The 25,250-nt window shown below is 46.5% G+C and carries 22 protein-coding genes; 16 read left to right on the top strand and 6 right to left on the bottom strand.

Annotation, left to right across the window (positions count from 1 at the left end; genetic code table 11):
• The first annotated feature begins 51 nt into the window (after positions 1–51).
• Positions 52–1,182 carry a Gfo/Idh/MocA family protein gene (locus ACO08K_RS22105; RefSeq protein WP_421798645.1) on the top strand — a complete coding sequence of 377 codons (1,131 nt, stop codon included), beginning with the start codon at positions 52–54 and terminating at the stop codon, positions 1,180–1,182.
• A gap of 125 nt (positions 1,183–1,307) precedes the next feature.
• Here the strand turns inward: ACO08K_RS22105 and ACO08K_RS22100 are convergent, their stop codons facing one another.
• The gene (locus ACO08K_RS22100; RefSeq protein ID WP_421798644.1) at positions 1,308–1,841 is read right to left on the bottom strand and encodes an SRPBCC family protein; all 534 of its coding nucleotides are present in this window, start codon (positions 1,839–1,841) and stop codon (positions 1,308–1,310) included.
• A gap of 241 nt (positions 1,842–2,082) precedes the next feature.
• Here ACO08K_RS22100 and purL point away from each other — a divergent pair, with 241 nt between their 5' ends.
• From purL to ACO08K_RS22025, 15 genes are all read left to right on the top strand, one after another.
• Complete coding sequence (purL, locus tag ACO08K_RS22095) at positions 2,083–4,326, top strand: phosphoribosylformylglycinamidine synthase subunit PurL (protein ID WP_421798643.1); 2,244 nt, start codon at positions 2,083–2,085, stop codon at positions 4,324–4,326.
• A 6-nt stretch (positions 4,327–4,332) separates the two neighbouring features.
• Positions 4,333–5,454, top strand: a complete 1,122-nt coding sequence (locus tag ACO08K_RS22090; protein WP_421798642.1) for a peroxiredoxin family protein — start codon at positions 4,333–4,335, stop codon at positions 5,452–5,454.
• Between the two features lie 346 nt (positions 5,455–5,800).
• Complete coding sequence (locus tag ACO08K_RS22085) at positions 5,801–7,123, top strand: MFS transporter (protein WP_421798641.1); 1,323 nt, start codon at positions 5,801–5,803, stop codon at positions 7,121–7,123.
• On the top strand, positions 7,120–8,139 hold the full coding sequence (locus ACO08K_RS22080) for a zinc-dependent alcohol dehydrogenase (RefSeq protein WP_421798640.1): 1,020 nt from the start codon (positions 7,120–7,122) through the stop codon (positions 8,137–8,139). The genes ACO08K_RS22085 and ACO08K_RS22080 overlap by 4 nt, the downstream gene beginning before the upstream one ends.
• Positions 8,140–8,168: 29 nt before the next feature.
• Positions 8,169–9,380, top strand: coding sequence for an MFS transporter (locus ACO08K_RS22075; RefSeq protein WP_421798638.1), 1,212 nt, complete (start codon positions 8,169–8,171; stop codon positions 9,378–9,380).
• Positions 9,381–9,464: 84 nt separating this feature from the next.
• Positions 9,465–10,247: a polysaccharide deacetylase family protein gene (locus tag ACO08K_RS22070; RefSeq protein WP_421798637.1), complete on the top strand. Its 783-nt coding sequence runs from the start codon at positions 9,465–9,467 to the stop codon at positions 10,245–10,247.
• 129 nt (positions 10,248–10,376) lie between these two features.
• Positions 10,377–10,808, top strand: coding sequence for a DUF1573 domain-containing protein (locus ACO08K_RS22065; RefSeq protein ID WP_421798636.1), 432 nt, complete (start codon positions 10,377–10,379; stop codon positions 10,806–10,808).
• Positions 10,809–11,312: 504 nt separating this feature from the next.
• On the top strand, positions 11,313–13,760 hold the full coding sequence (locus ACO08K_RS22060) for a penicillin acylase family protein (RefSeq protein ID WP_421798635.1): 2,448 nt from the start codon (positions 11,313–11,315) through the stop codon (positions 13,758–13,760).
• A 24-nt stretch (positions 13,761–13,784) separates the two neighbouring features.
• Complete coding sequence (locus ACO08K_RS22055) at positions 13,785–14,132, top strand: hypothetical protein (RefSeq protein ID WP_421798634.1); 348 nt, start codon at positions 13,785–13,787, stop codon at positions 14,130–14,132.
• Positions 14,133–14,178: 46 nt separating this feature from the next.
• On the top strand, positions 14,179–14,751 hold the full coding sequence (locus ACO08K_RS22050) for a Crp/Fnr family transcriptional regulator (RefSeq protein ID WP_421798633.1): 573 nt from the start codon (positions 14,179–14,181) through the stop codon (positions 14,749–14,751).
• A gap of 69 nt (positions 14,752–14,820) precedes the next feature.
• A complete protein-coding gene (locus tag ACO08K_RS22045; RefSeq protein ID WP_421798632.1) occupies positions 14,821–15,399 on the top strand; it encodes an NAD(P)H-dependent oxidoreductase in 579 nt (192 codons plus the stop codon).
• A gap of 83 nt (positions 15,400–15,482) precedes the next feature.
• Positions 15,483–16,772 carry a serine hydrolase gene (locus tag ACO08K_RS22040; protein WP_421798631.1) on the top strand — a complete coding sequence of 430 codons (1,290 nt, stop codon included), beginning with the start codon at positions 15,483–15,485 and terminating at the stop codon, positions 16,770–16,772.
• A gap of 104 nt (positions 16,773–16,876) precedes the next feature.
• On the top strand, positions 16,877–17,248 hold the full coding sequence (locus ACO08K_RS22035; RefSeq protein ID WP_421798630.1) for a 2TM domain-containing protein: 372 nt from the start codon (positions 16,877–16,879) through the stop codon (positions 17,246–17,248).
• A 105-nt stretch (positions 17,249–17,353) separates the two neighbouring features.
• Positions 17,354–17,764, top strand: a complete 411-nt coding sequence (locus tag ACO08K_RS22030) for a 2TM domain-containing protein (RefSeq protein WP_421798629.1) — start codon at positions 17,354–17,356, stop codon at positions 17,762–17,764.
• A 169-nt stretch (positions 17,765–17,933) separates the two neighbouring features.
• Complete coding sequence (locus tag ACO08K_RS22025) at positions 17,934–18,647, top strand: polyprenol monophosphomannose synthase (protein WP_421798628.1); 714 nt, start codon at positions 17,934–17,936, stop codon at positions 18,645–18,647.
• Positions 18,648–18,763: 116 nt separating this feature from the next.
• Here ACO08K_RS22025 and dnaK read toward each other — a convergent pair whose 3' ends face one another.
• From dnaK to ACO08K_RS22000, 5 genes are all read right to left on the bottom strand, one after another.
• Positions 18,764–20,680, bottom strand: a complete 1,917-nt coding sequence (dnaK, locus tag ACO08K_RS22020; RefSeq protein WP_421798627.1) for a molecular chaperone DnaK — start codon at positions 20,678–20,680, stop codon at positions 18,764–18,766.
• Between the two features lie 300 nt (positions 20,681–20,980).
• Entirely contained in the window at positions 20,981–22,201 is a 1,221-nt protein-coding gene (locus ACO08K_RS22015; protein ID WP_421798626.1) for a pyridoxal phosphate-dependent aminotransferase, read from the bottom strand.
• 217 nt (positions 22,202–22,418) lie between these two features.
• Positions 22,419–22,649, bottom strand: coding sequence for a hypothetical protein (locus tag ACO08K_RS22010; protein ID WP_421798625.1), 231 nt, complete (start codon positions 22,647–22,649; stop codon positions 22,419–22,421).
• Between the two features lie 3 nt (positions 22,650–22,652).
• The gene (locus ACO08K_RS22005) at positions 22,653–23,480 is read right to left on the bottom strand and encodes a LexA family transcriptional regulator (protein ID WP_421798623.1); all 828 of its coding nucleotides are present in this window, start codon (positions 23,478–23,480) and stop codon (positions 22,653–22,655) included.
• 219 nt (positions 23,481–23,699) lie between these two features.
• Positions 23,700–25,250 (bottom strand): CotH kinase family protein, encoded by a 1,551-nt coding sequence (locus tag ACO08K_RS22000; protein WP_421798622.1) that lies wholly within the window; start codon positions 25,248–25,250, stop codon positions 23,700–23,702.

Here is a 25,250-nt window from a genome sequence, read left to right as displayed (position 1 = left end):
TCTAATTTTACTTCAGTTAAAAATCAGGTTTAACACTATAAACATCAACCGATGAAAACCACCCTTTTCAACCGCCGCCGCTTTATAAAAGAGACTGCCACTACCGCTACCGGGATGGCCATCCTGTCTTCTTTGCCACAAACCACTTTCGCCAAACCATTTGCTGAACCCCGCATCAAATTTTCGGTCATCGGCATCAACCACAACCACATTTACGGCATGGTCGATGCGGTGACTCGGGGCGGTGGCCAATTGGTGGCTTTTTACGCCAAGGAAGCAGACCTTTCCGCCGCTTTTGCCAAAAGATATCCCAACGCCAAACAGGCCAAGGACAAACGAGAAATCCTGGAAGACAACTCCATCCAACTCATTATGAGCGCAGGTATCCCCATTGAACGGGCCCCCCTGGGCATTGAAGTTATGGAGCATGGCAAGGATTATTTGGTGGACAAACCAGGCGTGACCAGTCTGGCTCAGCTGAAAAAGGTCCGCGCAGTACAACAGGCTACTAAACGCATCTATTCCATCATGTACAGCGAACGGCATGAAAACCGGGCCACGGTGAAGGCAGGTGAGTTGGTCAAAGCAGGTGCCATTGGCAAGGTGATTCAAACCATTGGTATGGGCCCACACCGCATGAATGCATCGACCCGTCCGCCCTGGTTTTTTGATGTCAAAAACTATGGGGGTATCATCACAGATATTGCTTCGCACCAGTTTGACCAATTCCTTTTTTTCACTGGTTCGACACAGGCAGAAATTGTCGCATCGCAGGTAGGTAATGTGAATCACCCCCAATATCCCCAATTCGAAGACTTCGGCGATGTGATGATCAAAGGAAATAAGGGAACGGGCTACATTCGGGTGGATTGGTTTACGCCGGATGGACTAAAAACCTGGGGCGACGGGCGCCTAACCATTCTGGGCACTGAAGGCTACATTGAAATCCGCAAAAACATCGACATCGCCAGCCATGACAATGGCAATCACCTTTATCTAGTGAATCAAAAAGAGACCCAATACATCGATTGCAATAAGGAACCGCTGCCTTTCGGTACTTTATTGGTCGATGATGTGCTCAATCGGACAGAAACAGCGATGCCGCAGGCGCATTGTTTATTGGCTACGGAGCTGGCTTTGAAAGCGCAGAGCATGGCTAAACCAATTCAATTGGGTAGATAAATTACCTCTTAGGTGTCTCCTTGGTGCCTTAGGATTCTTAGGTGGTGAAAAGAAGCTCTGAGTACCGGAGCATTATTTTCACCACCTAAGAATCCTAAGGCACCGAAGAGGCACTTTAGAAGGGTTTACTTTTCGAGTACGCCTTTCAACTGTTCCAAAGACTTCTGGTACTCCGTACCGATCATATCATCCATGCTCATAAACAAGCCCATAAAATTCATCGGATAGTTCATTTTTCCACTCATTGCCCAGGTCACCTGCGTAGTGGAATCACTGAGTACTTTGGTAGCAAGGTAAGCTGGTGAAGTAGAGCCCATCATGCCTTTAAAGTGCATCTCAATGTCCACACGTTCTGCTTCTGCAATTTTGGTAATCACCTGTTCACCATTGCCCATCATTTTGCTTTCCCAGCCATAAACCGCTCCTACAGTCCCATCCGTGCCTTTGTACCATTCTTTCATTTCGGGGTCAGCCTGGCTAAAGCTGCTCCAGTTTTTCTGGTTTTTGAGCATTTTTACATAGTCAAAAACTTCCTGATTTGGTTTGTTGATTGTGATGGAGCGCTCGACCGCAAAATCTTTTTTGACAAAAAGTGCAATGATCAAAACCAGAGTAATCAAGGCGACAATGCCCAATAGGATTTTTTTAAGTGCTTTCATGTAACCAGCGTTTTAAAACAATTATCGATTTAATAAATACAAAAACAAAGATAGATTAATTTTTAAAACAAAAAAATGGAAAATTTCGCCAAAATAGCGGGGTGATTCCGCCAAGTTTGGCCAATTTTTCACGAATTGCTGCTTTGATACTTCAATCTTACATTAAGCCGAAAAATTTCAACAAGCTTATGGCTATTTGAGTACCGGGTTTATATCTTTGCGCTTTTAAACCCAATTGCTGATGCAGCACGTATCCGAACCGGAAATCAATGCCCAAGTGGCCCAAAATCTGGGACTCACTGAGGACGAGTTTGACCGGATTGTCAAAGTCATGGGGCGTACGCCCAATTTTACGGAGTTGAGTATTTTCTCCGTCATGTGGTCTGAACACTGTTCTTACAAGCATTCTATCCACTGGCTCAAGACCTTACCCCGCGACGGCAAACGCCTTTTGGTGGGTGCTGGTGAAGAAAATGCCGGCCTCGTCGACATTGGGGATGGCCTGGCGTGTGCCTTCAAAATAGAATCTCACAACCACCCATCCGCCATTGAGCCTTATCAAGGGGCTGCAACTGGCGTAGGGGGTATCCACCGCGATATTTTCACCATGGGTGCCCGGCCAATTGCCGCGCTCAACTCCCTGCGTTTTGGTAACCTCGACAATGCCCATACCCAACACCTGATCAAAGGGGTGGTCAAAGGTATTGGCGACTACGGCAACTCCTTTGGGGTGCCTACTGTCGGTGGCGAGGTGTATTTTAACGACTGCTACAATCAGAATATCCTGGTGAACGCTATGTCGGCGGGCATCGTCCGGGTAGGCCAAACCATTTCGGCCATTGCCGAAGGAGTGGGTAATCCGGTATTCATCGTCGGTTCCGCAACAGGTAAAGACGGCATCCACGGCGCAACTTTTGCCTCTGCCGACCTAACCGAAGATTCAGCAGACGACCTGCCAGCCGTTCAAGTGGGCGACCCTTTCCAGGAAAAACTCCTCTTGGAGGCATCCTTGGAAGTGATCAAAACCGGTGCTGTAGTGGGCATGCAAGACATGGGCGCAGCGGGCATCACCTGCTCTACTTCCGAAATGAGTGCCAAGGGCAAGTGTGGCATGCGCATCGACCTGAGCAAGGTCCCAACTCGTCAGGCCAATATGAAAGCCTGGGAAATATTGCTGTCCGAAAGCCAGGAACGCATGTTGATCGTGGTACACTTGGGCCAGGAACAAAAAGTACTGGATGTATTTGACAAATGGGACCTTGAGTGTGAACAAATTGGTGAAGTAACCGATACCGGTCGTTTGGAATTTTACCACCACGGCGAACTGGTTGCCGATGTACCAGCAGATAATCTGGTTTTGGGTGGCGGCGCACCCGTTTACCAACCCGATTACCAAAAGCCCAAATACATTGATCAGGTCAACAAGTTCAATATCAAAAGCATCAACCAACCCAAAGACCTGAAAAAGATTGCGCGGACGGTATTCTCTTCGCCCAATATTGTGTCCAAACGTTGGATTTACGAGCAATACGACTCCATGGTGCGCACCAACAACATGGGTACCAATGCTCCTTCGGATGCTTCCCTGGTCCGGGTCAAAGGCACCAATAAAGCGCTGGCACTTACGGTGGATTGCAACTCGACCTATGTACACGCCGATCCCTATACTGGTGCCATGATTGCAGTGGCAGAAGCTGCCCGGAACATTGTTTGCTCTGGAGGCACCCCCGTAGCAATTACCAACTGTTTGAACTTCGGCAGCCCTAAAAACCCGGAAGTATACTGGCAATTCGTCAACGCCATCAAAGGTATGGGCGATGCTTGCCGCAAGTTTGATACCCCAGTAACGGGTGGAAACGTGAGTTTTTACAACCAGTCGGTATTTAAGGACCGCACCGAACCCATCCACCCTACTCCCACTATTGGTATGTTGGGGATTCTGGAGGATGTAAAATTCCAAATGACCCTCAATTTCAAAAAAGATGGCCATTTGATCTACATGATCGGTACTCCTCAAAACGACATCAATAGCTCGGAATACCTGCGTTTGGTGCACAAGGTGCAATTGTCCCCTGCGCCCGGTATCGATTTGGACGAAGAGTTCCACATCCAGTTGAATATCTCCAAATTGATTCGACGCCGCTTGATCGAATCCGCCCACGATATTTCAGAAGGAGGCCTTTTTGCTTGTTTGGTAGAATCAGCATTGGCGGGAAATATTGGCTTCGAAGTAGAAACCGACGACAATTTCCGCAAGGACGTATATCTGTTCAGCGAAAGCCAAAGCAGGATCGTGGTGACCACTACCGCTGAAAAAGAAGACGACCTGGTCAACTACCTCAATACCCATAATGTTCCTTTTACCAGAATCGGTGAGGTGACGGGGAAACGTATCGTGGTAGATGGCGAAGACTACGGCCCGCTGAACGAATGGAAAACCATTTACGACCAAACTTTGGGTCAAAAAATGGAAAATGCAATTTAAAATTAAATGATCAATCGCATGAACCGCTTCATTCAAGTCCTGGCACTTGCGTTGTTGTCTCTGGGTTTCTGGAGTTGTACACCTAAAGGCACCACCATTGAAGGCACCATTAAGGGTGCGGAAAATTTACAAGTCTTCATCGACGAGGTAGCCATTGGCCGAGCGAGTACCGTTCTATCCAAAGCTGATATCAATGGCAGTGGAAAATACTCGATCAATTTTCCCGAAGGGTTAAAGGCGGGGATTTACAACCTGCGGGTGGGTGCCAAACGCATCAACCTGATCATGACTGGCGCTGAAAAAGTGGTGACGGTAAATGGCGATTTGAATACCTTTCAGGACTACGCCGTAGAAATTGAAGGTTCCAAAGAAAGCAAAATGTTGGCGGATTGCGCCAAACGCATCATGGAACGCAGTATGTCGGCTAATGACGTAGGCACTTTTGTGGATACCACTAAAAGCCCATTGGTAGGCGCATTCCTGGCCTATTTGTCGCTAGGCAACGCTGGCCCTTACCTAAGTACCCAAAGACGTGCTGTGGAAAAACTGCAAGCAGCTGATCCTAATTCGGACATTGCGGCAGGATACAACGAATACCTTACGGTGTTGGAATCGCAATATCAGGCAGAACAAAGCAACCAGGTGGTGCAAATCGGCAAACCTGCTCCAGATATCGAACTACCCGATCCCAGTGGCAAAAAACTTAAATTGTCCGATTTGAAAGGTAAAGTAGTTTTGCTGGATTTTTGGGCCAGTTGGTGCGGACCATGCCGGGGTGAAAACCCGAACGTGGTAGCGATCTACAACAAATACAAAGACAAAGGATTCACCATTTTTAGTGTATCATTGGATGGTTTTGACGAACGTCGGTCCCAGGGTGCTACCCCTGCTCAAATCAGCGAAGCACGCCAAAGAGGCAAAGAGGCTTGGGTACAAGCCATCAAAGCAGACAACCTGACTTGGCCATACCATGTAAGCGACCTCAAACACTGGGGTGCTGCTCCAGCTGCGATGTACGGAGTGCAGGGCATTCCGAGAGCCTTCATGATCAACAAAGAAGGTTTGATCGTTGCTACGGAAGTCCGTGGTGCTGCGAATATCGAAGCAGAATTGTTGAAGCATTTGTAAGAAAATCAGGATTATGCATTTTGGTGATTAGCCCTGAAAGGGCGGCATATCATCAAGAAAGGGTGCAGCCTTTTCGGCTAAGCAGCCTGCCTGTGTTCACACGACAAGCCCTGAAAGGGCGACATAATCATGCCGAATGATGTCGCCCCTTCAGGGCTTCTTAGTTTCATAGATTACGCGTTACTTAGAATGGGCAATGCCCATTCTTGAAGAGATATTGCCCTTTCAGGGCTGGTTTACGCTTGGTGAATTAGGTAATAAAGCCATTTTTTATTGTCAGGTAACCAGATATTTTTTGTTCTCTTTAGAAAAAAATCTACCTTCACCTGCACATCATCGCAGGGCCATGTCTGGAAATTACCGTTGGCGCATCATCGCCTTACTTTTTTTGGCTACAACCATCAACTACGTCGACCGTCAGGTTTTGTCGTTTGTCATGACCGACGACTTTTTTAAAAGAACCATTCTGGGGCTTTCGCCTTCTACCCTGCTCACCGACGAACATTTGCAACAATTCCGCATCCAGATGGGCTGGATCGATGCCGCATTCAAAGCTACTTATGCACTAGGCTTTTTAGTTGTCGGTTGGATAATCGACCAAATTGGCACCAAACGGGGATTCAGCATCGGGATGTTGATTTGGAGCATTGCCAGCGTTTTGTCCACCTTTTGTGCCAGTGCTGTTCAGTTCAAATTGGTACGGGCACTGCTGGGACTAGGCGAGTCATCCAATTTTCCAGCTGCAATGAAGGCCATCTCCAATTGGTTTCCCCGCGCAGAGCGCTCTACCGCTACGGGTATCCTCAATGCTGGTTCCAACATGGGCATCATCGTTACGGCAGTTTTGATTCCCTTCTTGGTTGTGCAATTTGGCTGGCGGGTGTCCTTTTTTGTATCGGCCATTCTGGGCTTTTTGATGCTCTTGATCTGGCATTTCACGTACTCGGAACCCGCTGAAACGCCCACGCTTTCAGCCAAAGAATACCAATACATTCAAGGTCAAAACGAAGGCAATGCTGAACAAGATACTAGTGAACCCGAATTATCCTGGCTACAATTGCTGGGTTATCGCCAAACCTGGGCCTTTGTCTTTGGCAAAATTTTCGCCGATCCAGTCTGGTTTTTTTACTTAACCTGGTTACCAGATTTTTTGACCACCAATCAGCAACTAGATCACAAACTGGATTTAAAAAATTTCGGCGTTCCTTTTTTGATCATTTACCTCGTTTCGGATTTAGGCAGTATCTTTTTTGGTTGGTTAGCCACTCGTTTGATGCAAAGCGGTTGGAGTGAAAATGCTGCGAGGAAGTTGACCCTTTTGATTTGTGGCAGTTTGGTTTTACCCATCTGGTTTATTCCACAAATCCATAGTTTTAACGTCATCGTCGGCATGTTTGCACTGGCAATGGCAGCGCATCAAGGTTGGTCGACGAATGTTTATGCCTTATCCACTACCCTTTTTCCCAAAAAATCGGTTGGATCTGCCACGGGTTTAGGTGGTTTTTTAGGTGGTAGCATTAGCATGACCGTGGCGGCGGCTACCGGTTACATCGTAGCATATTGGGGCTACCGTCCCATGTTTATTTTTGCCTGCTCCTTTTATTTGCTTGGTTTGTTGATGATGCATCTGACCTTACCCGTTTTTACCAAAATTAAGGCAGCGCCATGAATTCAGGACAAATGAACGCGGGTGTGTTGGTTCAGCCCAAACAATTGGAATTACAAACTCGGCCTGTTCCACCCCCTGGACCACAAGAAGTTCTGCTAAAAATGGACCTATTGGGCATCTGTGGGTCAGATGTTTCCTTGTACCTCGGTCATCGCTCAAACACCCCATTTCCCCTAATTATCGGGCATGAAGGCATTGGACGAATTGAGCAGTTGGGAGCCAATGTTACTGGATTACAACTAGGCCAAAAGGTGGTCATTGAGCCTAATTTTCCTTGTGGGAAATGTTCCCTCTGTTGGAGTGGCCGCAGCAATATTTGTCTGCACAAACGTATCTTCGGAGTATTAGAACCCGGTTGTTTTGCGGAATATGCTCTGGTGCCGGGGCAATTTGTATGGCCTGTTCCAGATAGCATCAGCAATGAAGACGCCGTGCTGATTGAACCAATGGCGGTGGCACTGCATGCGCTGTACACCGCTCCTGCCCGCCCTGGGGATGTATTGGCGGTGATTGGCTTGGGTGCCATCGGTTTGTTGCTCACCCAATTGGCTTGCCGCATGGGATATCGGGTGCTGGCTTATGATCGGGTTAGCGAAAAAATTGCATTGGCTGAACAATTGGGGGCAATCCCAATATTGGCAGACAGCAGCGAAGCAGATTTGGCGAAAAGTTGGCAAAAAGCTGGGGTGAATACCATTTTTGAATGCGCTGGGGCCGCACCTGCCTTGACTATGGCCATAGCTGCTGCTCCACGTGGGGCCAATGTGGTAGTCGTAGGTTTGGCGGATCAAGCCAGTTCCCTGACTGAGTTTACCCTTACCCGCCAAGGCATCCAGGTGTTGAGTTCCATCATTTACCAACACCCGCTGGATTTTCAACGGAGCATCCGGCTTTTGGAACAAGGGTTTATCCAACCCAGTAAAATTATTTCCCAAAGCACTACCTTTAAGCAATTGCCTGCTGCATTGGAAAAAGCAAGCAAAGGACAAGACAGTAAGATTATTCTGGCAGTATAAGCTACATTCAAACACCTACATTGATCGCTATGAAATCAGGCATTTTTTACGGCTGGCGCATCGTCCTCATTGCGCTGATTGGGCAGTTTTTGAGCGTAGGCTCGCTGCTGGTTTATTGTTTTGGCGTATTTGTCAAACCCTTGGCGGAAACGTTTAAAACCGACCGAGGGGCTATTTCACTGGCAGTTTCCCTGGTGAGTGTGGGCGTTGCGCTGGGTTCGCCCATTTCGGGGCGTTTGATCGATAAACTAGGTGGGAAAAAAGTCATTTCCTTTGCCTTGATTGGCATGGCGATTTGTTTGTTTGCGCTCTCGCGGGTTCAGGCCCCCATTATTTCACTCTACATTTGTTATTTTTTAGGTGGTTTCATCGGGTCGGGTAACTCGCCATTGGCTTACTCTCGCATCGTGGCCAACTGGTTCAATCAAAACCGGGCACTGGCCATTGGTTTGGGCAATGCGGGTGTGGGTTTGGGGGCATTGTTGATCCCGATCCTCGCGCAATTTCTCATTCAATCCGCCGATTGGCGGCAAGTGTACATCCTTTTGAGCCTGGCTTGTGTGCTGATCGCTTTGCCACTGGTGCATTTTTTTCTAAAAAACAGTCCTGAAGACATGGGCATGCAGCCACTGGGGCATCTTGAAATTTCCAACACCGATAGTAGCGCCATGAGCATTGGCGCAGCAGCCGCAACGCGGACTTTTTGGCTCCTGAGTTTGTCTATTTTGTGTGTCGCGGTTAGTTGTACTGGAATCATGACCCACCTTTCGGCAATGCTGACCGACCGGGGCTTAACACCACAAATTGCAGCCTTGGCCATTTCCCTGTTTGGTGGCGCGTCCTTGTTGGGGCGCATTGCCAATGGCTTCCTGGCGGATCGTTTTTCTGCGCCATTGGTAGCCGCCGGGATTTTCGGTGGCGCAGCAATCGGGATTTTGCTGCTTTGGTTGTATCCCACCGGATTTACAGTGTACTTGGCTACTGTGATGATTGGCCTGGCCATGGGTGCAGAATCCGACATCATGCCTTACATGGTCAGCCGTTTTTTTGGCATGCGGTCTATGGGTACGGTCTATGGTTTTGTTTTTTCGGCGTATACAATTGGAGCGGCATTTGGGCCGATGTTGTTTGGGGTAGGTTTTGACAAAACGGGGTCTTATCAATTTTCATTGTTGGTGGGTTTGGGGTTAATGATTGTTGCGATTGGCTTGATGCTTTTGTTGCAAAGAAGATCGCGATGAATTAATTTGCAGTTAGAGCGCTTGTCAGGATAGCTGCACTAATCTTCATTTCTCAACCTGACTCAACTATATCAAACAAACAACATGAAAAAGCATCTCTTCGGGCTTATACTGTTATTCCTGACAGGGCAAGCCATCGCTCAATCCAATCAAGCCTGGAAGGGCAAAAAATGCAGCGTAGTCATCACCTATGACGACGCCATTAACCAACACCTGGACAATGCCCTCCCGGTATTGGATTCCCTTGGTCTCAAAGCCACCTTTTATGTCACCGCCTTTTCCTCTTCAATCCAAACCAGGCTTAATGAGTGGAAAAATTTGGCGACCAATGGTCATGAACTGGGCAACCACACCTTGTACCATCCCTGCATTGGTGGCCCGGGCCGCGAATGGGTCAAGGCCGAAAACGACCTGCGCAACTACTCGGTACAACGTATGCTCAATGAAGTGCGCATGACCAACCTGTTTTTACAAGCCCTGGATGGCAAAACCAAACGGACCTTTGCCTTCACTTGTGGCGACATGAAAGTTGGCGATTCCGCTTTCATCAAACCGCTCAAAAATGATTTTATAGCTGCCCGGGCTGTGCGCAATGAAATGCACAAGTTGAACGAAATTGACCTCTATAACGTGGATTGTTATATGGTCAATGGTCATAGCGCTGAACAAATGATCGAATGGGTCAAAAAAGCAATGGAAACCCAATCATTGCTGGTTTTGTTGTTTCACGGGGTAGGCGGTGGCAATTCCCTGGATGTGTCCATTCCTGCCCACCGGACTTTGTTGCAATTTTTAAAACGAAATGAAAAAGACATCTGGATTGCCCCGATGGTTGAAGTGGCCGAACACATCAAAGGTTTGCAGTAATTTACAGTAATTGGCAGCCGTGTGAATGCCATTAACATTTCATTTAAAATTTTACAAGAGCCATTGCGTTTTGTTCTCGTAAATCGAACTAAATTTGTGTAAGATTTAAAAAACCAAAATCATAAAGTGATGAAGAAATTGTTCTTTGTAGCCGTACTGCTGATGGGTGCCGTTTTTGCTGTACAAGCACAAGATACTAAAGCGGCAAAGATGGTATTCGAGGCCGAAACCATCGATTATGGCAAAATTAAGGAAGGTGCTGAGCCTTATCGCGTCTTCAAATTCAAAAACGTTGGCGATGCCGAACTGATCATCACTTCTGCTCGTGGTAGCTGTGGTTGTACAGTTCCTACTTACACTGAGAAGCCAATCAAGCCAGGTGAAAGCGGCGAAATCAAAGTGCGTTACGACACTAAGCGCGTTGGTCCATTTACCAAAAACGTAACGGTAACTACCAACGAAAAAGAAAATACCCACTTGCTGACCATCAAGGGTGAAGTCCTGAAAGCTGAAGAGCAACAAGGAGTTCCAACCAAACAAGGTGGCGTGTTCAATAACTAATTGAGCTTTTTTTCACCAAAGAATATTTGTTGAAAAAAATGCCCAAAAGCCTTGCACTTTTCGAAGTGTAAGGCTTTTTTTGTGCTTCGAATTCAGGTGTTTTATCAGGTAGAGCCTTTGCATGCAAAGGCTCTACCTGATAAAACAAAAAAACCCTTGCTGAACCACTCCAGCAAGGGCCTCTAACCCAAACAAATAAACACAAAAACTACTTTAAGATTCAACAAAGTTACAGTACTTTTTTCAAGCAATCAAATATTTTATCAAAATTTTATTCCGCAAAAGTAAATTTTGAAAAACAGCATTCCTACTTCAGTTAAATAACTTCCCTTTTCTACTCTTTATAAATTCTTTATTACCTTGTGATCCTCATATGACGCAAAAAATTACTTCCCAATTTTTTTTGAGGCTTTTGAATAAAGGGCGATAAAAAAAAGTGATCATTTTTCTGCGTTTTTTTGAACGAAAGTTCAAATTTTATCTTTACCTGTAATCAATAAAGCCATGCGTTTTTTGACTTTGGGTCTTCTTACACTATTTAGCGTAGGTTTACTCTGGGTGCTGGATACCCACAATCCATTTGGCAGCCCTGTACCAGCAATGGGACGTTTACTCAATCCGGTCACTGGCTTTTGGGCCAACGCCGAAGCCCAGTTGGGATTCCCTGACCAGCAATTGCAGCTCTCTGGTTTAAACAATCCGGTTAAACTGGTTTTTGATGAGCGCCGGGTACCACACATTTTTGCAGACAACACCGAAGATGCGTTTTTTGCCCAAGGCTACATCACAGCTTACAATCGCTTGTGGCAAATGGACATGTCGACCCGAAAGGTCAGTGGTCGTTTGGCGGAAGTGGTAGGTGAACGCGCCCTGGCCTCCGATTTGTTGCAGCGCCGCAAGGGCATTGTCAAAGCAGCGGAAAACATGCTCAAAGCCTGGGAAAACTCCCCAGAAGACAGCAAAGCACTCCACGCCTATGTAGCCGGCGTTAATGCCTACATCAGTGCCCTCAAGCCTGCCCAATACCCTCTGGAATACAAACTAATGGGTTTTAAACCAGAGCCTTGGTCAGCCCTTCGTTCGGTTTTGTTCATCAAAGCGATGGCTGAAGACCTTTGTGCTCGCAATGAAGACTTGGCAGCTACCAACACCCGCACAATCCTGGGTGAGGAACGTTTCAAGGACCTGTTTCCGGAATACAATCCCAAACAGTCACCAATTATTCCAAGTGAGGTGAAATGGAATTTTGCGCCTGTCAAGCCACAGCCACGGGTTGAAGTGGCCGAAAGTATCCTCAGTGGTTTGTTCCCGGATCAAAACATTCCCCAACCCTTTGAAGGCATCGGCAGCAACAACTGGGCAGTAGGAGCACAAAAAACCTTGAATGGCAATCCGATCTTGTGCAATGATCCCCACCTGGGCTTGACCCTTCCCTCAATATGGTTTGAAATTCAAATGCAGTGCCCGGATTTTAATGCTTACGGCGTTTCGTTACCCGGTCTACCCGGCATTGCGATTGGATTTAACGACAACGTTGCCTGGGGTGAAACCAATGTTGGCCAGGATGTGCTGGACTGGTACGCCATCAAATGGGCTGACCAGGAAAAACAAAGTTACCATTTTGATGGCGGCACCCGGCAAGTGGAGCAGCGGGAGGAAATCATCCAGGTAAAGGGACGAAAGGAGCCCGTTAAAATCCAGGTTAAATACACCCATTGGGGGCCACTGGTTTTTGGCGACTCCACCAACTCACCTTATTATAGTTTGGCCATGCACTGGCTACCTTCGGAAGGCCCCGACAAACGGGACCATTATGAATTGGCTAGTTTTATCCGTTTGATGAAGGCGAAAAATTATGCCGATTATGATGCCGCACTGACCGGCTACGACGCTCCGGCCCAAAACTTTGTATTTGCTGCCCGCGACGGCGACATTGCTTTAAAGGTCAACGGAAAATTCCCGATCAAACGCAAGGAACAAGGTCGATTCATTCAGGATGGTTCCTTGTCCAACAACGCCTGGCAGGGTTATATCCCGCGTGAGCAAATTCCACAGGTACGCAATCCCAGCAGAGGCTTCGTCGCTTCTGCCAATCAGCATTCCACAGACGAGACCTACCCCTACTATTACAATGGAGGTTTTGACGATTACCGGGGCCGTTTCATCAACCGCAGCCTGGAAGCTATGGATAGCATTACGGTGAAAGACTTGATGGCCTTGCAAAACAATCCGCACAGTTTGCAGGCGGAAGAAGCCCTACCCTTGCTGCTCAAATTATTGCCCCGTGATCAGCTCAAGGAGTCTGAAAAAGCAGTACTCAAAAAACTGGAAAAATGGGATGGCAACTACCAATACCAAAAAACGGAACCCGCTATTTTCCAGGCCTGGTTTGACAGTACTTATGTGATGAGTTTTGATGAAATCATCCGTTGGCGTGATTCCGTGGAAGTACTGAACGTAGAAAGTTGGCGCTATTTGGACTTGTTGGACAAAACACCAAATCATGCCATTTTTGACTGGCAAAAAACCAAAAAAACAGAAACTGCTGCGGATTTGGTCTTGAGTGCTTTCCAAAAGGTCTGCAAGGATTTAAGCAAAACACCGGCACAAACCTGGCGTACCCTCAACAACGCTTCGGTCAATCACCTAGCACGGATTCCAGCTTTCTCCCATACCAACCTACCCATTAGTGGTTATGCACAAGCACCTAATGCCATCCGCAATGGCCACGGCCCTTCCTGGCGCATGGTGGTTGAATTGGGCAAGGATGAGGTGAAGGCATGGGGCGTTTATCCTGGCGGTTCATCCGGCAATCCGGGCAGTCCTTTTTATGACCATATGGTTGACCAGTGGGCCAAGGGAGAATACAATGAGTTGTTTTTTATGCGCAATGCACAGGATACCCGCAAAGCTCAAAAAAGTGTATGGTCTTTTAGTCCTAAAGGGCGCTAGACGCCTGTTCAAAATGCAATCATCATGATCAAAAATATCCTTGCAAATTTAGCCCTGGCCCTGGCTTATGTGGTGCTGCCTTTGTTTTTGCCCTGGTGGAGTGTTGCTATTGCAGCACTTGTTTTTGGGTATCTTGCTAGTAATGGCTTCCGGGCGTTTTCACAAGCCAGTAGTGTTCTGGCCTTGGTATGGGGTATCTGGGTTCAAATGCAAAACGTGCCCAACGGAGGATTACTAGCTGGCAAAATTGGAGTCTTATTTGGTGGCATCAGTGCGATTCAATTGGTACTCATTACAGCTGCGTTAGGGGGATTGATTGGGGGACTGTTTGGGTATTTGGGATATTCATTCAAACGGGTGATGAGTAAATGAGTAATAAATGAGTAAGGTTTAACAATTTATGCTCAATTCCACCACCATGCAGAATTTCCTCCGCACTTACCAATTGTTCAGTGAAGCGGAAATTGAATCAATTGGCCCTTTCCTGCGCTTCCGTCGCCTGGAAAAGGGCGATTTTTTAATCAAGGCTGGAAAAATTTGTACGGAAATTGCATTTGTGCAAAGCGGACTGCTCCGATCCTACTACACCAAGGATGACGGGGAGGAGATCACTTATTGTTTTACCTTCGAAAATACCCTGATGACTGCTTATTCTTCCTTGATCACAGGGTTGCCCAGTCCGGAAAACATTCAGGCGCTGATGCCCACGGAATTGTGGGTTTTGCAAAAAAGGGATTTAGAAGCGCTTGCCCACCAAAGCATCAACTGGGTGTTGCTGCAAAAACACCTGGCAGAACAGCAGTATGTGGAACTTGAAAAACGGGTTTTTTCTTATCAAAAAGAAAGGGCAAGTGAGCGGTATCAGGATTTGTTGCTGGCACAACCACATTATTTACAGCAGATTCCACTGCAATATTTAGCTTCCTATTTGGGAATTACACGACGGCACCTGAGTCGAATCCGGAGGGAATTCCTGGAAAGGGCGAATTAATTTTTTGGGACAAATGTCCTTTAAATCGCTCTCCTACCCTCTTAGTTTTACCTCCTCAAAAGGTAAAATATGAAAAATATCCTGCTCATCAACGGGCATCCCAATCCATCAAGTTATAATGCAGCCCTTGCTGAGGCGTACCTTCAAGGGGCGAAATTGGCTGGTGCACGGGTAGAAGAACTCGTCATTGCCCACTTGCAATTCAATCCCAACCTTCAATACGGTTACCAAAAACGAATGGACCTTGAACCCGACCTCTTGCAGGCCTGGGAAAAAATTCAGGCAGCTGATCACCTGGTGTGGTTACATCCGGTGTGGTGGGGTGGTTTACCTGCCCTGACCAAGGGGTTTATCGATCGGCTATTCTTGCCCGGTATGGCATTTAAATACCGGGATAATTCGGTGTGGTGGGACAAGTTATTACACGGAAAATCGGCACACATCATCACTACTTTGGATCAACCGGGTTGGTTCTATTATTGGTTTTTTGGAAACCCCAGTGTAAATCAGCTCAAAAAAGCAACGTTGGAATTTTGCGGGGTCAAGGTCAAAAAAGTGAGCTACATCGGGCCAATTCGCGACGCGAAGCCTGAAAAATTGGAGATGTGGTTAAGAAGAGTGGCGAAACTAGGTAAGTCACAGAAATAGAAATCTGTAGTTTCCATTAAAGTTTTTCCCTATTGGAATAAACCTCAAAGGTTTTGGGCAGTCCAAGCCTAAAACCTTTTTTTATGAAATATACTTACTTCTTGTTCCCGTTTTTTATAGGTGCGATTTGTGGTCACGCTCAAAATTTCAGCGAAGTAGACGCTATTTTGCAAAAAGGCCTCGGCTTGTACCGCAATTCTGTTTGTGTAATGGTCAAGCAGCAAGGCAAACCAATTTACTACCAAGGTTTGGGTGATTATGACTCTCTGTCTGTTGCGGCAGTGGCTTCGGTGAGTAAAACCTTCAGTGGGATTTTGATCCTGGCACTGGTCGATAAGGGGCTCATCAGTCTTGACGATAGCCTGGGTAAACACATCCCCATATTCACCCAATACGGCAAAGGTAAACCGACCATTCGGCAGTTGTTTTCCCATAGCAGCGGTTTTCCAGGCAGTGAAACAGAAGATTACCTAAGCAGCAGAACGATGACCCTGGAAGAAGTAGCCAACACCATTGCACAAACAGAAGAGTTGGAATACGAGCCTGGTAAAGGGTTCGCCTATGGCGGGGTGTCCATGCAAATCGCGGGCAGAATAGCCGAGGTAGTGACTGGAAAATCCTGGAATCAAGCCTTTCGGGAATACCTTGCCGATCCGCTAGGCTTAACTCAAACTACTTTTTGCCTCAATAGTGCCAGCAATCCGCGCATTGCTGGAGGTGCTTGTACATCGCCCAAAGACTTGATGATTCTGGCTGAATTTATCCTCAACAAAGGAAAACACCAGGGTAAACAAATCATCAGTGCCAATACCATGGAAGAATTGTGGAAAGATCAAACCAACAAAGCACCTCAACTTGAGTCGCCCTATCCCATAAATCCTAGATACAACAATCCCTACGGCGCTCCAATCATCTATTACGGCATTGGTACCTGGCAAGATATTTACAACCCAAACACTCAATACCAAGAACAGATTAGCGGAGCCGGTGCATTCGGCACTTACTTTTGGATGGATCGGATACGTGGGCTTAGCGGGGTGGTTTTTACATCTTCCCTCGGTGCAATCACCCGTAATGCTACTTTTCAGATTGTGGATGCCATCCGGGAGGCGGTAAGCCTTACAACTGACACCAAGGATATTCTAATAAAAGAAGAGATTACCGTTTTCCCGAATCCGACCTATACGGGGCAGTTGTACAGCCAAACAACGAAAAATGGGCCAGCCATTTTGGTCAATGCCGTGGGCAGAATAGTGATGCATTTTAAAGTAGAAGCCCTAAACTCGGGCGTTAATGTTCAGCATTTGCCCGCCGGGCTTTATTTTTTAAAATCAGCCTGGGGCACTTCAAAAGTGATCATCCTCAAAAGTTGAAGCATATTGACCGATCTTTCCAAGAAACTCGTCTATAAAAATTGATCCCTGCCAGAAATGAAGGGATTTTTGAACAAAATCAATTCAGTATAAAATCAAAAGCTATGTGTGGACAATCACGCTATAAAAATCGCTACAGCGAACAGGCCGATTTTTTTAACCGTGGGCCCATTAGTAAAAAGGAATGGCGCGAGTTTAAACGGTACAAACGTAGACAAGAAAGCCCGGAGGCTAAGTTTTACAAACACCTGACCTGGTACATCGCCATTATGGGTTTCTTTTTGTACAAAAACCATGGTAATGTGTTTGGTTTCTTCCCAATTGCTTTCTTTTGGGGTGTTGGGGTCGCAATGCATTATTTCGCCGTATTTGGTTGGCCGAACGAGCAAAAACCAGATGTGCAAAATCAGGATGATGACATTGAGGATGAACCAGAAGACAAAGGCCCAAATTGGTCGGACAAGGATCTGGTTTAATGCCTGATTGGAGATTTAGATTTCAACTTATCTGTGTAGATTTGCCATCAGTTGAGCTGTGGTATTGCCACATCTCGGCCCTATTACTCGCGAACTGGAGAACCCATGGGAAGAAATCGTAAAAACAAAGAGCCGCTTACGGCATATGATATTGCCAAAAAACGGGTAGAAGAAAAAAAGAAGTTTTATCGACACCTCTCAACTTATGTGGTGATGAGCATCTTTTTTTACATGATCAATTATTTAAGCAACCCTGGCCATTGGTGGTTTTATTGGCCAATGTTGGGTTGGGGAGTAGGTCTTGCTTTTCACTACGTGAATCTATTTGGCATCCCCGGCATTGTTGAAGAAATGTCCCCCGAATGGGAAGAAAAACAAATCCAGGCTGAGCTACGCCGCCTGGAGAAAAAAGGAATGGATATTTCCCGCCCTACACCAAAGGAAGAGCCACCTTTGGAACTCAAGGAAATCGAAAAGCGTAAGCGCGAATCTTGGGACGATAATGAACTGGTCTAAATGACGAATTTTTCGAATGACGGATAACGAATTTAGGAAACACACCTAAAATTCGTTATTCGTCATTCGAAAAATTCGTCATTTATTGAATAAACTTATCTTTGCCGAACCTAAATCAACTCATTTAGCGTTCCATCAAGAACATTGTTCATCACCCAAATTCAAGGTTTTGTCAGATAGTCTGGTTATTATCCCCACCTATAATGAGCTGGAAAACATTGAGCGCATGCTCAATACGGTATTTTCATTGCCTCGTGCTTTCCACGTTTTGATCGTTGATGATGGCTCACCAGACGGTACTGGGCAGATTGTCAAGAATTTACAACAAGTTTATCCTGGTCAATTGCACTTACTGGAACGGAGTGGCAAACTAGGGTTGGGAACGGCTTACATTGCAGGTTTCAAATGGGGCTTGACCCATGGGTATGAGTACATCTTTGAAATGGACGCTGATTTTTCACATAACCCTCAAGATTTGCCTCGTTTATATGAGGCCTGTGCTCAAAAAGGTGCGGACCTGGCAGTAGGCTCTAGGTATACTCGTGGAGGCAAGGTAAGCAACTGGTCCTGGGATCGTATTGTGTTGTCGTATGGCGCTTCCATGTATGTGCGCCTGATGACCGGGATGCCAGTCAAAGACCCTACTGCTGGTTTTATTTGTTACCGTCGCAAAGTATTGGAAAGTATTGATTTGGATAACATCCGCTTTGTGGGGTACGCCTTCCAGATTGAGATGAAATATGCAGCCCATCTCCTGGGCTTCAAAATTGCCGAAGTGCCCATTACGTTTGTAGACCGAGTGGCTGGTGTATCAAAAATGTCGGCCAATATTATCCAGGAAGCAATTGTGGGGGTATTTCAAATGCGTTGGCAAAAACGATAGGGGCAACCCTGCGTGGTTGCCCCTAAAAGTTTCCAAAAAAAATGGCAACCGAAAGGGTTACCATTACAATATTTATTGTGTGAAAGGGCAATCACGTAGGATTGCCCCTACGAGTATTATTTCTTGTCTACTTCTTCGTATTCAACATCGGTCACATCGTCAGCACCAGACTTGCTGCTGGAACCTCCTGCTTCATTGGCATTTGGTGCATTGTCATCTACACCGGCTTCATTGGCAGCCTGGTACAAATCCTGGCTAGCAGCCTGCCATGCATTGTTCAGGTTCTGCGAAGCATTGTCGATGGCATCCAGATCCTGAGCTTTGTGGGCTTCATTGAGTTCGCTGAGGGCTGACTCAATGGCAGCTTTTTTATCAGCTGGAATCTTGTCACCGTATTCTTTGAGCTGTTTTTCAGTGTTGAAGATCAATCCATCGGCTTGATTCAACTTTTCAGCACGTTCGCGAGCCTTGCGGTCGGTATCGGCATTGGCAGCAGCCTCAGCGCGCATCCGATCGATTTCTTTCTGGTCAAGACCAGTAGAGGCTTCAATACGAACACTTTGCTCTTTGCCTGTCCCTTTGTCCCGAGCGGTTACACTCAGGATACCGTTGGCGTCAATGTCGAAAATCACTTCGATTTGTGGTACCCCACGTGGAGCGGGTGGAATGTCACCGAGGATAAAGCGACCAACTGTGCGGTTGTCTTTAGCCATCGGGCGCTCTCCTTGCAGTACGTGGATTTCTACACTTGGTTGGTTGTCCGAAGCAGTAGAGTACACTTTAGATTTCTTGGTAGGAATCGTGGTGTTGGACTCGATGACCACATCGTACATGTTACCCATGGTTTCGATACCCAGTGACAGTGGCGTTACGTCGAGCAAAAGAACGTCTTTCACGTCGCCGCTCAATACACCACCCTGGATAGAAGCACCAATGGCTACAACCTCATCCGGGTTAACCCCTTTATTTGGTTTTTTGCCAAAGAATTCTTCCACCGCCTGTTGGATGCGAGGGATACGGGTAGAACCACCAACAAGGATGACCTCATCGATGTCGTTTTTGGTCAAACCAGCATCCTGCAAAGCCTTACGGCATGGATCCAGAGAACGTTGTACCAGTACATCGATCATCTTTTCGAACTGTGCGCGGGTCAACTTGGTGGTCAAGTGCTTAGGCACACCGTCTACAGCGGTGATATATGGCAGAGTAATGTCCGTTTCAGTTGAAGAAGACAAATCGATTTTTGCTTTTTCAGCTGCGTCTTTCAAACGCTGCAAAGCCATAGGGTCTTTGCGCAAATCGATGTTTTCTTGTTGTTTGAACAATTCAGCCAACCAATCGATGATCACGCCGTCGAAGTCGTCACCACCCAAGTGAGTATCACCATTGGTAGATTTTACTTCAAACAAACCTTCGCCCATTTCCAGAATAGAGATATCGAAGGTACCACCACCCAGGTCATATACTGCGATGGTCATGTCTTTATTGCGCTTGTCGAGGCCATAAGCCAAAGCAGCTGCCGTAGGCTCGTTGATGATCCGGCTGATTTTGAGGCCAGCAATTTCACCTGCTTCTTTGGTTGCCTGACGTTGCGAGTCATTGAAGTAGGCAGGAACGGTAACTACCGCTTCAGTTACTTCCTGGCCGAGGTAATCCTCAGCTACTTTTTTCATTTTCTGCAGTACCATTGCAGAAATTTCCTGGGGCGTATACATGCGGCCGTCGATGTCGACACGCAAGGTGTCGTTGTCACCTTTGGCAACAGTGTAGGCAACGCGGCTCATTTCGCCTTGTACTTCCGAAGCGCGACGACCCATGAAGCGCTTGATGGAAGCAATTGTGCGCTTAGGGTTCGTAATGGCCTGGCGTTTGGCAGGGTCACCAATTTTACGTTCTCCGTTGTCCTGAAAACCAACAACGGATGGCGTAGTCCGCCGACCTTCATCGTTCGGAATTACCACCGGTTCGTTCCCTTCCATTACCGCCACACAAGAGTTAGTGGTACCAAGGTCAATTCCGATAATTTTTCCCATGTTCTTGTACTTTATGATTTTTATGAAGAGCCTTTTCGCAAATTGTAGTATTCGATCTGGCCCTGAAATTCTTGTTTACGGTTTTCTGTTAGCAAGGGATGTGCCAAAAGAGGGCTGGCAGTAAGGGAACTGACATTTGGGCAGGCAGCAGGGCGGCAAGAATCTTTTTTCGGACAAATTGGTGACTCCAGTTTGAGTTGCAGGTCAAAATGGCATAAAAAATTCAATCTGTTGCCAACTAAAAAGGGCTGCTAAAATCAAAGAAATTAGCGGCCCCTTTTCGAATAGCAAAAAATGGTATTATCCTATTACCGCCATATCCCGCACTTTTTTGTACGGATAGACAGCAAGTGCCTGCTCCAAACAATCCATTGCAGCATTCAAGGCAGTGGTATTGAGCACATACGCGATCCGAACCTCGTCAACTCCTAGACCAGGGGTGGCGTAAAATGCTTCACCTGGAGCCAGCATAACCGTAGCCCCATTGTATTCAAACTCTTCCAACATCCATTGGCAGAAATGATCGGCATTTTCTACCGGGAATTTGGCAAAACAATAAAAGGCACCCCCTGGTTTGTAGGATACTACACCTGACATCTTGGTCAGGCGTTCGTACACCAAATCCCGACGGCGGTGGTATTCCTCGCGGACATTGTCCATGTAGTCGTCATCCAGCTCACAGAGGAATTCCGACAACCATTGTCCAAATGCAGGTGGGCTCAGGCGCAGTTTGCCGTAATTGCTCACTGCCTGCATCACATCAGGATTGCGGGTGATGATGGTACCAATCCTGGCACCACAAGCACTGAATTTTTTAGAAATTGAATCCAATACGATCACATTGTCTTCGAGTCCTTCCAGCCGTAAAACCGAAAAGAACTCTTGTCCATCGTAGCAAAAATCGCGGTAGACTTCATCCACAATCAGGTACAGATCGTATTGTTTGACCAATAGCGCCAGTTGTTCAAGCAATTCACGGGGATAAAAAGCCCCTGTAGGATTACTAGGGTTATTCAGGAAAATGGCGCGGGTACGGCTGTTAATTACCCGTTCAAAATCCTGAATCTGCGGCATGGCAAAACCCGTTTCAATGGTGCTTGTCACTGGACGTACCACCACATCGGCAATCTGCGCAAAACCATTGTAATTGGCGTAAAAAGGCTCCGGAATGATGACTTCATCCCCTTTATCGAAACAGGAAAAAAACAACAACTGATTCCCTTCCGAGGCACCCGTGGTCACCATGACCTCGTCTTTGGTGATGTGTACGTCAAATTTTTTCATTGCCGCCGCAAATGCCGCTCGGGTGCTCGCCCAACCTTCCGTTGGGCTATATTCCAGTACCTTAATATCCACCTCACGCAAACGCGCCATCGCCGCTTCTGGAGTTGCGATATCCGGTTGGCCAATGTTGAGGTGATACACGTGCCGCCCTTTGGCCTTGGCACGTTCCGCAGAGCCTGCTAGCTTGCGGATGGGTGATAACGGGACGTTGTGAGCCCGCTGTGAAATATTCGGCATTGCTTGTTAGTTTGCTAGCAATTGATCAAGAAAGTTTAGGAGTTGAGAAGTTGAAGGGTTGAGGCTATCGCAGCGATGTAGACAATATCATTGTCAAAATGACTGCGATAGCCTCAACTTCTAAACTTCTGAACTCCTAAACTATTTGGTGAGTAATCTGGTTAGGGCGGAAAATTAGTGCATTTTTGCCACTAGGCTGGAATAATTCCAGATTAATTTACGATGGCAAAATTCGAAAATCGGAGATTTCGATGGGGGTACCCCACATTCCTCCCGACAGAAAATCACTTACTTTATGAGCTTCAACTTCAACAACCAAGCCGTCTTTCATGAGTTCAAAGGGCATATTGACTGGTAGCCAGTCCCCACCTTTGTCGTCTACGATCCCCCAAATCCCACCCTCTAACTCGAGATAGACTACCTTACCTTTGATTTTTTTCTTTCTCATATTTTACGGATTTACTAGTTTTTCAATGGTATTGTGCAAATTTTGAATCATTTGATGCTGCTCACCAATCATCTGGCGTAGCGCTTTGACATCTTCCTGCACAGGAGACTGATGGTGATGCCGTGCTGGTAAAAATGGACTGATGTGGGTATGCACTTGCCAAACTTCCTGAATGTCAGACAAGTGTATATTAAATGCCTCGTAGAAGGTGTTGTCGGAGTATAAAGTCAAATGTTTATTGTTTTTTAAATCATTGTGTACTCGGTTGACCACAAGCGCTTCCTTCGAAACCACCACATAGACGTGCTGGTTTTTAATACCTTGTTCCCATTGGCTTGGCTCAATAAAGGTGCACACAACTTTATCCCCCTCAAAAAAAGTAGGTACCATGTGGTCTCCATTAATGTCAAAAGAACGTTGAGGGGCATTATTGTTTAAGGCGGGCAGGGAATACGACGGCAATGATTGAATAAAAACAGGATTTCCAATTTCTTGCGCGTATTCCGGCTGCGCTGAGCAAGGTATGTGCAAGATACGTTCGTCATTTTGCTGGTCAGTGACAATGGTGAGGATCCGCAATTCTTTGTCTTCTCCCGGTTTTAAAAACATCTCGCCTTCTCCGGTGTACAAAAAAATGGGATTCACCTGATAAACCTCAACCGCCTTCCGCAACAATTCAATGGTTACATCTCGCCGCCCTTTTAATATTTCGCTTAAACTTTGCGGTAAATAGTCCAGCGATTGTGCAAATTGCCGACTGGAACGCACTCGATTTTCTTGCTTAAGCTGGTGATGGCACTGAATAAAGCGCTGAGTAACAATACTATTCATCGGGGGCGGTTTAGCAGCGATTTGAGCAAAAACACTGATCTAAACAAATGTAGGGAATTGGGTTTAGATTGGCTAGGTTTTTTGATTGAAAATCTACATTGCTTTGATAGAGGGGCAAAAATCAATGCAAATTTTTATTGCGCCAAAGGATTAGATAAGGCCCATAAATTTAAGCATTCACTCATCTAATCCTTTGGCAAAAGGAGCACTTATTTTTTATTACCCCTTGTACAATTCCATTCCAGCTTTCACCGGTGATACCGTAGCCGAACGCTCACCTTCGGCTACTACATAATATTGTATTCCTGCTTCCAATTCCAGTTCGTATACTCCATCTGCCGTTTTATTGGCAGCTTGTTCTTTAAAAATGCCTACATTTCCCTTGCGCCAAAAGACCCAAACTTGTTGGGCACCCGTTGCCTGGATATTGATTTTGAGTTTATTCCCCGTTTTTTGGTGTTGGACCTTGCTCACCACAGCCTCTTCAACAAATAGGTAAGGGACTGCCTTCAGCGCGTCCCGGCGGCCATCCATCAAAGGTTGGATCCCTGGCACCGATTCACCACTGGCATCAAAAGATTCGGTCAATGCGTTTGTAAAAGATTTTTCAGAGTATAGCTTGTACTTGTCTTCTTTCAGGTGGGGGGCAATAAAAGTTTGCCACTCCTTCGCTCGTTGTAAATACAAGCCATTCTCCAGATAGTCGCGATAAATGGTTCGACAATGAGCCAGGTACATTTTGCGGTAAAGGTTATTGGCCAGCAATTTGGTCACCAGGGGTCTTTTTGCATTTGACTCCTTATAATGCACAAACAGATGCAGGTTCTTCATCTCATCATTGGTCAACCTTTTAGCTCCATTCATCAGGCGAAAGCCTCCGAAGGCGAGGTTTAAATCCCAAATTACCGGATGAAAGCCACCAAGTGAATCGAGGTAGAGGTAATAATTTTGGGAAAAAGCGCCAATGTAGCTATCCAAATTAAGCATCACATTGTTGAATGCCAATAGCCACAATGCCTGATCCACGTCCATCATTTGGGGGATATCGGTAGGTTTGTCCTGCAAAGTGCGGGTCAATTTGATCAAGTCTTGTGCTGCCTGTGGTGAACTGTATTCGTAGAGGTAACGATAACACAAGGTATCTTCACCTAGGTAATTGAGTGAGCACTTATCCCCTTCCGGGCATTTGGGAGGTTTGGACATGGTCCAGTTTGGGTCAGCTTTGATGGTGGATCCATCGTGGTCGCCAAAAAAGCGGTCTAAAAAAGGCCCGTCAATGGACTCTGCATTGGTATAAACGCCCAGTAATTCATCGTTGACATACACCTTGGCAAAGTTGGCTTTGGGTGCCGGCATATAGTTTCGGGCAATTTCATAAGCCAACACCTCACGCACCATGCTGGGATCGCGAAACCCATTGGACAATTTCAAGGTTGTGTATCCGCCTGGCAATTTTTTCAGGCGATCGGTATGGTTCACCTTGATGTTGAGTGGCAATTTCACCTGTCCACTTTTACGTACATTGGCATAGGAACTATTGCCTTTGTAGCGCACCCCCACCCCAGGGTATTTTACCCCGTTAAGCACCATATCGGCCACCAGGCGTTCTTCCTGTTTCTCGTCCTTCAATGAATCCATGGTTAGTTTCCACTTAGGATTTTTGAAGTAGAGTTTGATCTCCACCAGTTTTTTGGGATCATAAATGTCCTGGGCATGGATACAATAGGGCACCAATACCCACAGAACCAGCAGCGTTAGATTAAACCTCAT

The sequence above is a fragment of the Haliscomenobacter sp. genome, assembly GCF_965225875.1.
GTDB lineage: Bacteria > Bacteroidota > Bacteroidia > Chitinophagales > Saprospiraceae > Haliscomenobacter.
This window is presented reverse-complemented; position numbering and strand designations above follow the sequence as displayed.

Excerpts from the sequence above, each read along its gene's own strand:
- ACO08K_RS22090 (WP_421798642.1), top strand. The coding sequence starts at position 4,333 with ATGATCAATCGCATGAACCGCTTCATTCAAGTCCTGGCACTTGCGTTG.
- ACO08K_RS22035 (WP_421798630.1), top strand. The coding sequence starts at position 16,877 with ATGTGTGGACAATCACGCTATAAAAATCGCTACAGCGAACAGGCCGAT.
- ACO08K_RS22015 (WP_421798626.1), bottom strand. The coding sequence starts at position 22,201 with ATGCCGAATATTTCACAGCGGGCTCACAACGTCCCGTTATCACCCATC.
- ACO08K_RS22005 (WP_421798623.1), bottom strand. The coding sequence starts at position 23,480 with ATGAATAGTATTGTTACTCAGCGCTTTATTCAGTGCCATCACCAGCTT.
- ACO08K_RS22050 (WP_421798633.1), top strand. The coding sequence starts at position 14,179 with ATGCAGAATTTCCTCCGCACTTACCAATTGTTCAGTGAAGCGGAAATT.
- purL (WP_421798643.1), top strand. The coding sequence starts at position 2,083 with ATGCAGCACGTATCCGAACCGGAAATCAATGCCCAAGTGGCCCAAAAT.
- ACO08K_RS22065 (WP_421798636.1), top strand. The coding sequence starts at position 10,377 with ATGAAGAAATTGTTCTTTGTAGCCGTACTGCTGATGGGTGCCGTTTTT.
- ACO08K_RS22030 (WP_421798629.1), top strand. The coding sequence starts at position 17,354 with ATGGGAAGAAATCGTAAAAACAAAGAGCCGCTTACGGCATATGATATT.
- ACO08K_RS22040 (WP_421798631.1), top strand. The coding sequence starts at position 15,483 with ATGAAATATACTTACTTCTTGTTCCCGTTTTTTATAGGTGCGATTTGT.
- ACO08K_RS22070 (WP_421798637.1), top strand. The coding sequence starts at position 9,465 with ATGAAAAAGCATCTCTTCGGGCTTATACTGTTATTCCTGACAGGGCAA.
- ACO08K_RS22085 (WP_421798641.1), top strand. The coding sequence starts at position 5,801 with ATGTCTGGAAATTACCGTTGGCGCATCATCGCCTTACTTTTTTTGGCT.
- ACO08K_RS22055 (WP_421798634.1), top strand. The coding sequence starts at position 13,785 with ATGATCAAAAATATCCTTGCAAATTTAGCCCTGGCCCTGGCTTATGTG.
- ACO08K_RS22000 (WP_421798622.1), bottom strand. The coding sequence starts at position 25,250 with ATGAGGTTTAATCTAACGCTGCTGGTTCTGTGGGTATTGGTGCCCTAT.
- dnaK (WP_421798627.1), bottom strand. The coding sequence starts at position 20,680 with ATGGGAAAAATTATCGGAATTGACCTTGGTACCACTAACTCTTGTGTG.
- ACO08K_RS22010 (WP_421798625.1), bottom strand. The coding sequence starts at position 22,649 with ATGAGAAAGAAAAAAATCAAAGGTAAGGTAGTCTATCTCGAGTTAGAG.
- ACO08K_RS22075 (WP_421798638.1), top strand. The coding sequence starts at position 8,169 with ATGAAATCAGGCATTTTTTACGGCTGGCGCATCGTCCTCATTGCGCTG.
- ACO08K_RS22105 (WP_421798645.1), top strand. The coding sequence starts at position 52 with ATGAAAACCACCCTTTTCAACCGCCGCCGCTTTATAAAAGAGACTGCC.
- ACO08K_RS22060 (WP_421798635.1), top strand. The coding sequence starts at position 11,313 with ATGCGTTTTTTGACTTTGGGTCTTCTTACACTATTTAGCGTAGGTTTA.
- ACO08K_RS22080 (WP_421798640.1), top strand. The coding sequence starts at position 7,120 with ATGAATTCAGGACAAATGAACGCGGGTGTGTTGGTTCAGCCCAAACAA.
- ACO08K_RS22100 (WP_421798644.1), bottom strand. The coding sequence starts at position 1,841 with ATGAAAGCACTTAAAAAAATCCTATTGGGCATTGTCGCCTTGATTACT.
- ACO08K_RS22045 (WP_421798632.1), top strand. The coding sequence starts at position 14,821 with ATGAAAAATATCCTGCTCATCAACGGGCATCCCAATCCATCAAGTTAT.